Origin of the sequence: Halalkalirubrum salinum (assembly GCF_005543295.1) — an archaeon.
GTDB classification, from domain to species: domain Archaea; phylum Halobacteriota; class Halobacteria; order Halobacteriales; family Haloferacaceae; genus Halalkalirubrum; species Halalkalirubrum salinum.
On the sequence record NZ_SRSG01000010.1, the window covers coordinates 65,029 to 78,223 of the forward strand.

The 13,195-nt window shown below is 59.4% G+C and carries 16 protein-coding genes; 6 read left to right on the forward strand and 10 right to left on the reverse strand.

Annotated elements, in window-relative coordinates; translation table 11 throughout:
- Positions 1-208: 208 nt before the first annotated feature.
- Entirely contained in the window at positions 209-1,357 is a 1,149-nt protein-coding gene (locus E5K03_RS03740) for an ArsA family ATPase (RefSeq protein ID WP_138005030.1), read from the forward strand.
- 8 nt (positions 1,358-1,365) lie between these two features.
- Here the strand turns inward: E5K03_RS03740 and E5K03_RS03745 are convergent, their stop codons facing one another.
- The 5 genes from E5K03_RS03745 to E5K03_RS03760 all read right to left on the reverse strand — a co-directional run bounded on the left by E5K03_RS03745 (position 1,366) and on the right by E5K03_RS03760 (position 4,835).
- The gene (locus E5K03_RS03745; RefSeq protein ID WP_138005031.1) at positions 1,366-2,190 is read right to left on the reverse strand and encodes an SDR family oxidoreductase; all 825 of its coding nucleotides are present in this window, start codon (positions 2,188-2,190) and stop codon (positions 1,366-1,368) included.
- 45 nt (positions 2,191-2,235) lie between these two features.
- On the reverse strand, positions 2,236-2,979 hold the full coding sequence (locus E5K03_RS03750) for an endonuclease V (protein ID WP_138005032.1): 744 nt from the start codon (positions 2,977-2,979) through the stop codon (positions 2,236-2,238).
- Positions 2,980-3,927 carry a rhomboid family intramembrane serine protease gene (locus E5K03_RS03755; protein WP_138005033.1) on the reverse strand — a complete coding sequence of 316 codons (948 nt, stop codon included), beginning with the start codon at positions 3,925-3,927 and terminating at the stop codon, positions 2,980-2,982.
- Positions 3,928-4,013: 86 nt separating this feature from the next.
- Positions 4,014-4,148, reverse strand: coding sequence for a hypothetical protein (locus E5K03_RS17665; protein ID WP_265338710.1), 135 nt, complete (start codon positions 4,146-4,148; stop codon positions 4,014-4,016).
- A gap of 156 nt (positions 4,149-4,304) precedes the next feature.
- Positions 4,305-4,835, reverse strand: coding sequence for an inorganic diphosphatase (locus E5K03_RS03760; protein WP_138005034.1), 531 nt, complete (start codon positions 4,833-4,835; stop codon positions 4,305-4,307).
- A 257-nt stretch (positions 4,836-5,092) separates the two neighbouring features.
- Here E5K03_RS03760 and E5K03_RS03765 point away from each other — a divergent pair, with 257 nt between their 5' ends.
- Positions 5,093-5,446, forward strand: coding sequence for a PadR family transcriptional regulator (locus E5K03_RS03765; RefSeq protein WP_138005035.1), 354 nt, complete (start codon positions 5,093-5,095; stop codon positions 5,444-5,446).
- Between the two features lie 14 nt (positions 5,447-5,460).
- Here the strand turns inward: E5K03_RS03765 and E5K03_RS03770 are convergent, their stop codons facing one another.
- Positions 5,461-6,042: a DUF7108 domain-containing protein gene (locus tag E5K03_RS03770; protein ID WP_240729927.1), complete on the reverse strand. Its 582-nt coding sequence runs from the start codon at positions 6,040-6,042 to the stop codon at positions 5,461-5,463.
- A 4-nt stretch (positions 6,043-6,046) separates the two neighbouring features.
- Positions 6,047-6,643 carry a ribonuclease HI gene (gene rnhA, locus E5K03_RS03775; RefSeq protein WP_138005036.1) on the reverse strand — a complete coding sequence of 199 codons (597 nt, stop codon included), beginning with the start codon at positions 6,641-6,643 and terminating at the stop codon, positions 6,047-6,049.
- A gap of 140 nt (positions 6,644-6,783) precedes the next feature.
- On the opposite strand from rnhA, the gene E5K03_RS03780 reads away from it, so the two are divergent.
- The gene (locus tag E5K03_RS03780) at positions 6,784-7,758 is read left to right on the forward strand and encodes a transcription initiation factor IIB (RefSeq protein WP_137197224.1); all 975 of its coding nucleotides are present in this window, start codon (positions 6,784-6,786) and stop codon (positions 7,756-7,758) included.
- Between the two features lie 238 nt (positions 7,759-7,996).
- Here the strand turns inward: E5K03_RS03780 and E5K03_RS03785 are convergent, their stop codons facing one another.
- The 3 genes from E5K03_RS03785 to E5K03_RS03795 all read right to left on the reverse strand — a co-directional run bounded on the left by E5K03_RS03785 (position 7,997) and on the right by E5K03_RS03795 (position 10,387).
- Complete coding sequence (locus tag E5K03_RS03785; protein WP_138005037.1) at positions 7,997-8,584, reverse strand: NAD(P)/FAD-dependent oxidoreductase; 588 nt, start codon at positions 8,582-8,584, stop codon at positions 7,997-7,999.
- A gap of 95 nt (positions 8,585-8,679) precedes the next feature.
- Positions 8,680-9,471, reverse strand: coding sequence for an ABC transporter permease (locus E5K03_RS03790; protein WP_138005038.1), 792 nt, complete (start codon positions 9,469-9,471; stop codon positions 8,680-8,682).
- Positions 9,464-10,387, reverse strand: a complete 924-nt coding sequence (locus tag E5K03_RS03795) for an ABC transporter ATP-binding protein (RefSeq protein ID WP_138005039.1) — start codon at positions 10,385-10,387, stop codon at positions 9,464-9,466. Before E5K03_RS03795 ends, E5K03_RS03790 begins: the two co-directional genes overlap by 8 nt.
- 114 nt (positions 10,388-10,501) lie before the next feature.
- Here E5K03_RS03795 and E5K03_RS03800 point away from each other — a divergent pair, with 114 nt between their 5' ends.
- The 3 genes from E5K03_RS03800 to nreA all read left to right on the forward strand — a co-directional run bounded on the left by E5K03_RS03800 (position 10,502) and on the right by nreA (position 13,183).
- Positions 10,502-11,197, forward strand: coding sequence for a hypothetical protein (locus E5K03_RS03800; protein WP_240729928.1), 696 nt, complete (start codon positions 10,502-10,504; stop codon positions 11,195-11,197).
- Entirely contained in the window at positions 11,197-11,847 is a 651-nt protein-coding gene (locus tag E5K03_RS03805) for a metal-dependent hydrolase (RefSeq protein WP_138005040.1), read from the forward strand. Before E5K03_RS03800 ends, E5K03_RS03805 begins: the two co-directional genes overlap by 1 nt.
- A gap of 73 nt (positions 11,848-11,920) precedes the next feature.
- Positions 11,921-13,183 carry a DNA repair protein NreA gene (gene nreA, locus E5K03_RS03810; protein WP_138005041.1) on the forward strand — a complete coding sequence of 421 codons (1,263 nt, stop codon included), beginning with the start codon at positions 11,921-11,923 and terminating at the stop codon, positions 13,181-13,183.
- Positions 13,184-13,195: the final 12 nt, after the last annotated feature.

Consider the following 13,195-nt stretch of genomic DNA (forward strand, 5'->3'; position numbering starts at 1 on the left):
GATTCCGGTTTTGATGATTCTATTCATATTCCCTGTCTACGTTGTAGGAACGGTCATTATCGAGAACATCGTTAGTGGATAGTTCTCCTGTACTAAGCAATTGTAGGTGTAAAACTATCAACTTCTGAGGATTTCAACAACGCCAAACAGATTGTATTCACTCAACGGAGACCGACGAGTACACAACGGTTCGGACTCGACTACGGGTATGGACGAAATCGACGTCGAAGCCGTCGATCGCGTTGACGAGGGCGACGAACCACCCGAGGGAGGCGATACTGTCGACACCGAAGACAACCAGATCGAGGTAACGCCGACAGTCAGCGGGCTCCCTGACGGCGTTGATGCGCCCGAGTACGTGCTCTACGGCGGGAAAGGTGGTGTCGGGAAGACGACGATGGCCGCCGCGACAGCGCTGTCGAGCGCTGCAGGCGGTGTCTCGACACTCGTCGTCTCGACTGACCCTGCGCACTCGCTGTCAGATACACTGGGCGTGTCGATCCCGCCAAAGCCGGCGCGAATTCACCCGGAAATGCCGCTGTACGCCGCCGAGATCGATCCTGAGGCAGCGATGGAGGAAGGACTGTTCGGCGCGGAGGGCGATCCGCTCGGCGGGCTTGGCGCAGCCGGCGAGGAGATGGGCGGATTGTTCGGGCCAGCGGGTGAGGAAGATACCGAGGGCATGGGCGGGCTGCTCGGCGGCTCGATGCCCGGTGCCGACGAGGCGGCGGCGATGCGACAGCTACTCGAGTATCTCGACGACCCGCGGTTCGATCGCGTCATCGTCGACACCGCACCCACTGGCCATACGCTTCGGCTACTCGAGCTTCCCGAACTGATGGATTCGATGATCGGCCGAATTGCGAAGCTCAGACAACAGTTCCAGGGAATGATGGACAGCATGAAAGGCATGTTCGGCGGCGGTGACAACGGGGGTGACCCGATGGCCGACATGGACGAGTTGGCCGATCGCATCGAGCGACTCCGCGGCGTCCTTAGCGATCCGGCACAAACCGACTTCCGAGTGGTAATGGTGCCCGAAGAGATGAGCGTCGTCGAGTCAGAGCGGCTTGTCGATCAGCTCGGCTCGTTCGGGATACCCGTCCAGACGCTCGTCGTGAACCGAGTTATGGAGAACCTCACCGACGTCACTGATGCGACGGTCGATCCGTCGTGGGTTGTCTCGCCGAATCTCGAAGACTGTGAATTCTGTCAGCGGCGCTGGAAGGTCCAACAGAACGCACTGCAGCGGGCGACGGAGCTGTACCGCGGCCGAGACGTGAAGCGGGTCCCCCTGTTAGCCGAGGAGGTACAGGGTACAGAAGCACTCGGGGTCGTCGCTGCCTGCCTGGACTGAGTAGGGGTTCAGCCGAGTCGTCGGGCAAGCGAGAACAGCTGATCGCGAATGGTATCTGGGAGGAATCGAGCCAGTGAACCGTATCGGGCGATCGGTCCGACCGGAACCCGAGCAGGCGGTTTTGTCGCACTCGCGGCGTTGACGATGTCGGCGGCGACTCGATCGGGCGAGACCGCACCCGGACCGTCACCGGCGATGAGTGTGGTGTCCTCGAAAATCGAGTAGAACGCGTCGTATGCACCCGATCGATCAGTCTCTTCGACCTCAGACTGCGCCCGGCTGCGGAATTCGCTCTCGACAGGACCGGGTTCGATGAGCACGACGTCGATGCCGTGCGGTTCAACCTCGCTTCGGAGCGCGTCAGACATCGCCTCGAGCGCGAACTTCGAGCCGCAGTAGGGACCGCCACCGGGGAACGAAACCCGCCCGGCGAGACTCGAGACGTTGATGATCGTACCGTCTTCTTCCCGGCGCATGTGTGGGAGCACCGCTTTCATCAGCCGGTGGGGACCGGCGACGTTCACGTCGAGTTGTTGGTTGAGTTGGTCGGTCGAGGTGTCTTCAACCGGACCAAACAGCCCGTAGCCCGCGTTGTTAACGAGACAGTCGATCCGTCCCTGCTCGTCAAGGACACGATCGATGACTCGATCGACGTCGTCGTCTTTTGTGACGTCGAGGGTTGCGAGTTCGCAGCCGCGATCGCCGAGCGATTCGATGTCCGCAGGGTTTCTGGCCGTCGCGTACACGGTCCAGTCTTCTTCTCTGAACGCGAGCGCCGAGGCGCGGCCGATCCCTGACGAACAGCCGGTGATGAGGACCGTCTTCGGTTGCACAGTCACTTATTGCGCCGAGGGGGTGATAATTATGAGGATCATTAGTCAGCAGAGATTCCGTTTGACCTCATCGGCGTAGCGATCGGCCGCCCGGGTCGGCTCAGGCAGTTTGTAGCCCGCACAGAGCGCCTCGACAACATCGGCGGCAGTTTTAGCGCCCACGCGGTGGCCGGGACTGACATACAGCGGATTGATACTCGTCGATGCGTCGTGATTGTACTGTTTTGATTGTACGGCGTAGCCGATTGTCGTCCCATCGGGCGCATCGACGTTTGCGTCCGCGTGGATCGGCGCTCGCCAGCCGGCTGGTCGATCAGCCACTGGTTCCGCAGGGGCCCCACAGAGCAGCGACTTCGCGACACCGATCGACGGGAGGTCGTAGATGACGCCAATATGCGTCGCGAGTCCCGCCTGTCGGTAGTGGATGCGTCCGCTTCCGTCGAACAGCGCGAGGTCAGGTGTACACGAGAGGGTCGCAAACGCTTCACAGATCGGCCCCCCCTCGCGAAACGCCAACAAGCCCGGGATATACGGGATAGACAGCGGCGAGACCGCGTGGGTTCGTTCAACCACCGCACCGGCCTCGAAGGCGACGATCGCGCTGATGACGCGATCCTCGAGGAAGGACTGATCAACGCCAACGATCGTGAGCGCCTTGGAGCCCGATTGGAACGTTTCGTCGTCCGTGAACATCGCTTCGGCGGCGATCGCACGCTGGAGTGACTCCATCTCCGCTCGATCGAGCGCCGGATCGGGACGAAACTCGGGGCGGGTGGGCTCGATCGGCATCTATCGCCGCGGCCCACGCCCAGGACCGCCAGGACCGCGAGGACCGAGCTGAATTCCGGGCATTCCACCGCTGCGGGCCGGGCCAGTACCCTCAATTCGCTTGCCGTACGCGAGCCCGATGACGAAGCCGATCAAGTGTGCGAGGTGAGCAATGCCGCCAAGTCCCGCCGAGGCGGCGATCGACGGCTGGAGCACGAACACAATCGAGATTGCGGCGATCCCGTAGGTGAGGTATTTGATTTTCATCGGGATGACGAAGAACAAAAGCACTTCCAGATTCGGGCGCAACACCGTGACGACACCCAAAATTGCAAAGACAGCGCCACTCGCGCCGAGGATGATGACAGTATCGCCGATCGCGATCGAAAACAGGACATGCCCGAGTCCGGCAAGGATGCCGCTAACGAGGAAAAAGCCCAAGAACCGCTTCGAGCCGACGTAGCGCTCAACGAGCGGACCAAAAAAGAACAGCGCGATGCTGTTTCCAGCGATATGAAAGAGTCCAACAGGACTGTGCGAAAAGACCGACGTTACCCAGGTCCAGACGTATTCGGGATTCGCTGTCGACAGCGAGAAAATCGCACGGAAGGTCTCGAAGCCGAACAAAGAGAGGACGACGAACTCCAACACGAAGACGATCCAAAAGACACCCAACAGCGCGTACGTGACGTTTCCGCGGAAAAATCCCAGAAAGCCGCCAGTCCCGGTCACGTTCTGTTCGAACGATCGCTTCGCTCGGGCGATCGCCCCGTCATCCGTCGAACCGCCTTCGGCGTGGACACTGTCGTCAAACCCGCTGTCGAAGACGCCGCCGGGATCGTTCCAGTCGCCTAGACCGGGACAGTCGTGGTTCTCTGGGAGCCGATGCTCCGCACAGAACGTCTGTCCACAGCGGTGACATTGATACGGGAGATTCTCATAGGCCCCACACTCGTCACACTTTGCCATTACTCGCCTCTAGAAGCGGTGGGATAAAATGGGTTTGGCTCGGTGACGATCGACAGACGCACCCGAACGGAGCCTCCCCACGACAGCTACGTGTCGCGCTCGCAGATGTCTGAGGCACTGGCGGAATCCAATCGATCGACATCCGTCTCTGCGTCGGGATCGAAGTTGGTGGGGACGACCGTGAGGTGGTTCATCCCAATCGGTTGACGACGTACGGCCATAGTAACAATACGTAGGGCTGTCTCACTCAAAAAATTACCCATGCGCATAACACATCGGCAGCGCGTGGCGTATGTCTAACGTGCATATATTTCCGACTACCACCGATAGAGACACCAATTACTCAAAACGTCGCCACTCGATCGCCGTGAAACCGTTCAGAATTTCTCGTCGTACAGTTCCTGGGAGTGTTCGATTGCGTCGATCGCGGCAGTTTTGTCCTCCCAGCCGAGGGTTTCGACCTCTTTGCCGGCCTCAAGGTTTTTGTAGGTCTCAAAGAACTCGTCGATCTCAGCGCGGAGGTGGTCGGGCACGTCGTCAAGATCTTCGATGTGATCGTATCGTGGATCCTCGATCGGGACGGCAATGACCTTGTCGTCCTGTTCGCCGTCGTCGTCCATCTTCATGAGTGCAACTGGACGTGCTTCGATAACGCAGCCGGGGAAGGTCTGGTCTTCAACAAGCACAAGTACGTCGAGCGGATCGTCATCGTCGTACCACGTCTGGGGGATGAATCCGTAGTCACTCGGGTAGTGGACGTTCGAGTGCAAGACACGATCGAGCACGACACCGGGCAGGTCTTTGTCGTATTCGTACTTGTTCCGTTCGCCTTTCAAACATTCGACGACGGCGTAGATCGTCTCAGGAGCGTCTGGACCGGTTTCGAGATCTTCGAAGAGGTTGCTCATACAGTGTGTCGTTTCGACAACACGCTCAAAGGGTTTTCGAGATTCCTCGGCATCTTTTGAGCCCCAACGACTTTAGAAACGGATAAAACAGCGGCAATATTTAGTTATTGGTGAAAATTACCGAATCACACGAAGACACAGAATCTTGCTGAGAAATCTGTTAAAAATTACCAAACTGTTACACAGCAACGCCTTCCTTTCACAAAGCATCAATAGACTTACGAAACGTTATATATCTCCGTATCCTTTGGTCGAATATGTCAGAGGCACAAGCGATTGCTGACGGGCTAGCTGAAATCCGAGATCTGACCGCATTCCAGCAGAACATCCTCACGATTCTTGCTGCAGAGCCGATGTACGGCCTTGCGATTAAGCGGGAACTCGAATCGTACTACAATGCAGAGGTCAACCACGGTCGACTCTACCCGAACTTAGATTCTCTCGTCGGGTTGGGCTTCGTCGAGAAATCCGAGTTGGACAAGCGGACGAACCAGTACGAACTGACCGAAGAAGGATACCAAGCACTCCTCTCGCAGTTCGAATGGGCATTTGATAAGATCGTCACCAATGACGGTCGCGCCGACGACATCCGGGCACTACTCGACAACTAACGTGCGGCGACCGCTCACAGCGGATATGACGCGTCTGTGAGCCTGAACGCTATGCGGATCGACGCTTCGACGACCGCCTGCTGGCGTTCGCTCGCCCACGCATTCCGTGGATAATACTCCTCGTAGAACACCGTGAGCTGTTCGGCTGTCGCGGTGTCAAGCGGCTGGAGATAATGGTTTCCCATGAAATCCGCGAACGCTCGCACGTTTTTCGCGTGCAACGCTGAAGCGTCTTCGGCAACGGCTTCGACGATCGACTGGTTGTGCGCTTCGACCGCTGCCCAGTTGTCTCCTTCCTGTGGCCCCAGTGGCACCTCGATAGCTCGATCGGTATCGTCGATTCGATCGAACTGGACAGTCCCATCTTCGGTCCACCCGGCAGGATATAACACGAGTGTGGAGTCCTCCTCGCGGAGTCGAGCCGAGTAGTCGTGATCGGCAACGAGTCGATCGCGCTCACGACGATACGCCGCTTTTGCCGCGTTGTCAACCGCATCGGCGGCGAGGGCGGTGAGCCGTTCGGCCTCCGAGACCACATCTTCGGGAAGCGGACTATCCGCAGTGTCGTCGGTCATTTCAGGTGTGTGGTCAGTCATCTGGTTACCGTCCCTCTGCAAACGCCTCGTTCGCGAGATCGTCCGCACGCTCGTTGAGTTCACGAGGAACGTGCTCGATCGACCACTCGTCGAACGACTCGAGACACGATCGGACCTCAATTCGGTACTCGCGAAGCTGCGGATTGTTCGTCTGCCACTCGCCGCGGACCTGCTTGACAACGAGTTCTGAATCTCCACGGATATCGACGACCGAGAGCCCGTAGTCGATCGCCGCCTCAAGCCCCGCGAGAAGCGCCTCATACTCCGCACGGTTGTTGGTCGTCGGGTCGATCCGCCGGCTCCCCTCCGCAGCGATCCCGTCGCCGGTGATAATGACCCAGCCGATCGCGGCCTCACCAGGGTTACCTCGGCTTGCGCCGTCGAAGTACAGATAGCCACGGCCAGCCCCCTCGCGCAATAACAGTGTAAGATTGTCGGGGTTCGATCCCTGCACGACGATCTTGTCGTCGTAGGCCACCGCAACCGCATCTCCCCGAGTTGCCCGCCAGCGCTCGTGGGGGGTGTTTCCGTCGGTGAGTTCGACCCCTGCGGCCGCGAGCGTCTCAGCAGCAGCAGCCGGGTCGGCTTCGATCGTCGGCATACAAAGCGTTTTGAACTGATCGCCGTTATGTCGTTCGCTTCGAATCCGTGGTATCTTACCCGTGTGGCTGTCAGTGGCGTGTGGATCGAGCCCCTGCCACAAAGTTTTAAATATGCGTCGAAGATTACTATATAAATGCGATGAAACGGTCTACCCGCCAGCGGGGGCACCGATCGACAGGCACGCGTGAAGAAGACACGGCCGAGTCGGCGGCCGAGGCAGAATTAGACCCCGAAGAGATCGATCCCGAGGATCTCGTTCGGACGGCTGATGGAGAGCTGATACACGAAGAGACTGGACTAATAATCGAAGAAGACCAGATTGATCGGGGGCCCGAGTGGCGTGCGTTCAACCATTCGGAGCGACAGAACAAATCCCGAGTGGGTGCGCCAACGACGAAGACGATGCACGACAAGGGGTTGACGACGACGATCGACTGGAAGGACAAAGACGCCTACGGGCGATCGCTGTCCTCGGAAAAGCGCAGCCAGATGCACCGGCTGCGCAAGTGGCAAGAGCGTATTCGCACCAAAGACGCCGGCGAGCGCAACCTCCAGTTCGCCCTTTCGGAAATCGATCGGATGGCGTCTGCGCTCGGCGTTCCGCGATCGGTTCGCGAGGTCGCCTCAGTCATCTATCGTCGCGCACTCAGTGAGGACCTCATCCGCGGCCGATCGATCGAAGGCGTCTCCACCGCGGCGTTGTACGCCGCGTGTCGAAAAGAGGGCATCCCACGGAGCCTCGAAGAAATTTCGGAGGTCTCACGGGTCGATCGCAAGGAGATTGGGCGAACGTATCGCTACATCTCCCAGGAACTCGGCTTAGAGATGCGGCCTGTTGATCCGAAAAAGTACGTCCCACGGTTCTGCTCAGAACTCGAACTCTCCGAGGAGGTCCAATCGAAAGCAAAAGAGATCATCGACACCACTGCTGAGGAGGGGTTGTTATCCGGAAAGTCGCCAACCGGCTTCGCCGCTGCAGCGATCTACGCGGCGTCGCTGCTCTGTAATCAAAAAAAGACCCAGCGAGAGGTTGCTGATGTCGCCCAAGTCACCGAGGTAACGATTCGGAATCGATATCAAGAACAGATCGAAGCGATGGGTATCCACAGCTAGGACAGCGCCGATCGTCGCCGATCTTCGATTAGACAATTACTCTCGTCGATCTGCGACTCCACAATCACTCACCGCCGATCTGCGACTCCACAATCACTCACCGCCGATCTGCGACTCCACAATCACTCACCGCCGATCTGCGACTCCACAATCACTCACCGCCGATCTCCGACTCGACAATCACTCACCGCCGATCTGCGACTCCACAATCACTCACCGCCGATCTGCGAGTGAACAACTACTCGTCGGCCATTTCGCCGAAGACGCGGTCTGCGTCGGCGGGGACATCGAAGTCGTGGTAGTGTTCGCCTTTCTCGTTCGAGAGGATATTCAGCGCCGCGGCGGCCCCATCGCCCGCAGAGATCACCGCCTGCCACTCTTCGGCGCGAACCATCGCACCGGTCGCGTAGGCGTTCTCGACGCTTGTCTCCATCGTGACATCAACGTCAACGAGATCACCGTCAAACGCACAGCCGAGTGATTCGGCGAGATCGCGATTTGCACCCGTCGCCAACACCACGTACGCCGCCTCGACGCTCTCGTCATCGGTCTCGATGACGAATCCGTCCTCGGCCTCGGAGACGGTCGTGACCTCCGAACCCTGGCGACGATCGACGCCGAACGAATCGACCTGTGCTCGGGCGGTTTCCAGGAATGCAGATCCGTCAACAGAGCCAATGCCTAGGTAGTTGAACAGATGCGCTTTGTGCATCCACGTAGAGTCGGTGTCGAAGACGACTGTATCAAGGCCGTTCTTCTGGGCAAAAAGCGCCGCACTGAGCCCCGCAGGGCCACCGCCAACGACTGCAACAGTTGTGTCTGACATAACACCTATACTTTGGGCTCCAAACCTAAAACTCCAGCAGTGACATCGGTGTCAGTGGGCGAGCGAGCCGTAACCGATCTATTGGCCGCACAGAGTCAGAGGTCACGGCGGACAAAGAGTACCCGCGCCCCAACGAGCACGGCAGCAGTTGCCACGAGCAACACCGCCGCATCCTCGATCGCGTACGTTTCCTGCACAAGAATCGCCGTCGGATCGTAGTAGCCAGACGGCGTTAGCGACTGTACCACCGAGATCTCTTCAACGCTACCGGCGATCGAATCCAGCAGATAGAGCGCGAATATCGCGGCGATCGCGGCACGCTTGGCCACATCGCCGCGATTGAATCTGACAGAAAAGATGAGCCCGATCGCCGCACAAGAAAGCAGATACGGAATCGAAAGGAGATGTACCATCACGAGTCCGAGGGGACCGATCGGCTCCCCGATTGCAATCGTTCCGGCATACACGAGTGAACCGACGACTACGTTGACCGCGAGGATTGGAACCACCAGCGCGGCGAACTTTTCGAACAACACCCGCGTCCGGGAGACCGGCAGCGAGCACAACAGATCCATCCGATCGCCCTCAATATCGTCGGCAATGAGTCCTGCGGCGAGGTACGCGAAATACAATCCGAGGACAATTACCCAAACAAAATTGTACAGTTCGACGGCCAGAAAGCCCTCGATCGACGCGAGAGTAACGAGGCCGAACGCCTCCCGCATCGCCGGGGGCCACGCCTCAATCATCTGGTCGATGTCAATGTCCGCGGTCTGAAACGACGGATACAGCGCGATGAAAAAGACAGCGACGAGGCTGATTCCCGCGGTCAAAACGACGGTGCCACGGCGTCGGCGATCGACCTCGTACCGGGCGGTCTCAAGCATCTCCTGCCTCCAGTTTTGTTGCGTGATCGTCGGTCTCAGTGTCATCTCCATAGTAGTGCATGAATACGTCTTCGAGCGGCGGTTCGGTGATTTCGATGTCGAGGATCTCAAAGCTGGCTAGACGCTTGAGTAGTTCGTTGTACCCCCCTGCATAGGTAAAGTGCAGTTCGTGGCCAACAGTGTCGAGATCGAAGACGCCATCGAGCGATCGGACACGATCGTGGACGTCCTCGGAAGCCCGAAGATGGACCCGCTTGCCGCCCTGTGCTAACAGGGTATCAATGTCTTCGAGCGCGACGAGCGATCCTTCACGGAGGATGCCGACGCGATCGCAGACACGCCGGACTTCGCTCAGCACGTGTGAGGAGAAAAACACGGTCGTCCCACGATCACGCTCGGCGCGAATGAATTCGTGAAACCGTTCCTGTTTGAGCGGATCGAGCCCGGAGGTCGGTTCGTCCATGATGACGAGGTCCGGATCGTGCATGAACGCCTGGACGAGTCCCAGCATCTGTTTGTTGCCTGTCGAGTACTCCCGGATCGGCCGGTCGATCGGTGGAGAAAACATCGCTAACAGATCTTGTCGACGGCTGTCACCCTTGACTGCCCCGTGATAGTCGAGGACATCCTCGCCAGTGGCTCCTGGATCGAAGCCCAGGTTCGCCGGGAGATAGCCGACGCGTCGTTTGGCCTCGATCAACGCAGCTTCCTCGCGTACATCCGCGCCCAACACGGCGGCAGTCCCGCTGGTTGGCGAAATCAGTCCCAAAAGAAGTCGGATAAACGTTGTTTTTCCGGCGCCGTTCGGACCGAGAAAACCGAACACCTCGCCGGACTCGACGTGAAAGGAGAGCGAATCGACGCCAAGGACCGAGCCATACGTCTTCGTGAGCCCACTCGCCTCGATCGGATGCATACCGGACGTCGACCGCGTGATGGCATAGTGTTTTTGTCGGAGGACTGTCGCGGCGATCGACGGAGTGCATATAATAGCGCGGGCTTTATTCACACGCAACCGCAGGTCATCCGTATGGCACCGACGATCGTGACCGCCGCCCTTGGAGCGATCCTCGCGGCGGCGCTGTTAGGAGCGGCGTTCGATCGCCGCTCGGTTGCGATCGTCACGGCCGCGGCAGTTGTCCCAGATCTGGACGCGATCACGAGCCTCGCAGTGCAAAGCGGGACGAACGCGGTGTTGCACAACGCGTGGATCCCCCTCGCGATCGGCATCGTATTGTACTGGGACACGTCGCGGGATGACTCGTGGCTCCGTACCCAGTATGGCTGGTACGGGATCCGTGTCGCGTGGGTTTCGCTTGCGGCGTTCCTCGTCGTGGGGATCGGCGTCGATCTCTTCGGTGACTCGGGCGTGAACCTCCTGTATCCGTTCCACGACGCGTTCTATCGGATAGACGGACGGTTCCTGTACTCCACCCAGCGCGGAATTGTCCAAACGTACATCGGCTGGGGTGATGGGACGCTCGGCCCGCTGGCGATCGACAACCCTGGCACCACCGCCACCTACCACGTCTCCACGTGGGTCACACCCGAACCGGATGTCGGACTCTCAGCTGACGTTGACCGCGAGGTAACGATCGTCGAAACCGGCTGGCAGGTGGTTCTCGTCGTCTCGAGCGTCGCGTTGCTCGCGGTACGATTCGGCGAATCGTGGGTCGAAAAACGAACGAACAAACCAGCAATCGGAACCGACGGAGGCGATCGCTGATGCCATCAACCGTCGTCCACGTGGCGTTCGGACTCGTGTTGGCGATTGCACTCTTGCGGGGCACAGAAGACCGCGGCGCACTGGTATTCCTCGTTGTGTTGCTCGTACTCCCGGATCTCGACACGGTCCTTGGCCCGATCATGGCCGGCGCACACCGGACGGTATTGCACACGCTGTTGTTCCCGGCCGCGATCGCCGCACTCATGGCGTACGATACGCGGGTTCGTGACCGATCGCTGCTCCGCGATCGTCTGGGTGAGCAGTGGATTCGAGTGGCCTGGGCAGGGACGTTCGCCCTGGGGTTTGGTCACCTGCTCTTGGATTACGTCTATCTCGATGGAATCAATGCCCTGTGGCCGCTTCGCGATCAGTTCTACCGGCTCAGTGGAGAGATGGTCCTCTCGACGAGCGACGGGCTGACCCAGACGTTCGTCGACCTCTCCCCGGACGCCCCTGAGCCCGAACGACGGTCACGACAAACCGTTCACGTCAACAATCCGGTCGAGCCGAGCCGGGATCCACCGCCAGCGGAACCCGTCGATCGGCTGTTTCCGTTTGCTGTCACCGGTCGTGAGCTGTACCTGATCGTGCTCGCCGCGTTCGTCCTCGCCGCGCGGCGGTTACAGCGTGAAGGACCCGACGAAGCGTAAGCGCGTCTACGCAGTCAATGAAGATGGTTCGGACGGGAACGTTCTTGATCGTTGCCGGCGTACTTTCCGGTGAATGCGGCTGGACGACTACATCGAGCTCGAGGTCAACGAGCGCGCTGAGCGTCGGCGCCTCGTCGAGGAGAAGTCCTACGAGATCGTCGATCACCTCTCGGCGTTCGAAACTCGGTTCGAAGAGACCGTCCAGAACGGTGACCTGTTTGGGAGCGTCTCGCCGTCGATCTTCGTCGGGCGATCGAACTACCCGAACGTCTCGACTGGATTACTCTCACCGGTCGGCAACGAACCCGACGCCGCGCGATTCGAGACGAGCGCCGAGTGGTACAGAGAGGGCGTGAGCATCGAGGACGTCTTCGAGCGCCGGACGAGTCTGCTCAACTCGACGAAGCGATCGCCTGTCGAAACGAGCGTGCATGACGCGTGGGACGGCTTTCTGGGCGTTCAGCGAGAGGTTGCGATCGCCGACAGGCCGGTCCAAGTCGAGATCGGCCTCGACGAGCCGCCCGAGATTGATTTTGACGTAACAGCCGAAGATGTTGCGACCCCGACCGGACCGCGGGCGATCGCCAGAAACGCCGCTGTGACAGAGAATCCACACGTCCCGCGGGCGGTCAAAAAGACACTCGAAGACGACGACTGGGCCGCCCAGGGCGCGATGACGTACCTCTACAACCGCGGATTCGACGTCTACGACATCAACACGATCCTCTCGGCGGGCGCACTTGGCCAGGGCGAGAACCGCCGGCTCGTTCCCACACGGTGGTCAATAACTGCGGTCGACGACACAGTTGGCCAGTTCCTCCGAGGGCGGATCTGGGATGCGCCGTCGATCGACACGGTCGAAGTTCATCGAAACGAACACCTCGGCAACGCCTTCTGGATCGTCCTCGCCCCCGGACAATGGGAGTTCGAACTCGTCGAACTGAAAGCGCCGGGAAGCATCTGGAATCCCGATCCAGCCGCGGGGATGTGGCTCGCTGCAGACGCAGAGGGCAAGGAGGGACGAACGAGCTACGTCGAGGAAACCGCCGGCGCGTACTACGCGAGTCGGCTGGGTGTGCTTGAGTACCTCGAGTCGATCGGCCGGCAAGCAAAAGTTCTGATTGTTCGGCACGTCTCCGATGACTACTGGGGGCCGGTCGGCGTCTGGCAGGTTCGAGAAGCCGTCAGAAACGCGTTCGACGGCGAACACGGCGAGGCCGAGACGTTCGGAGACGCGATCCGCGGTGTCGCAGGACACGTTCCCGTATCGATGGCACAGCTTCGGCGAAAATCGACGATGGTTGCAGGATTACAGACGCAGTTGGCTGATTTTTGAAGTTACACTGAT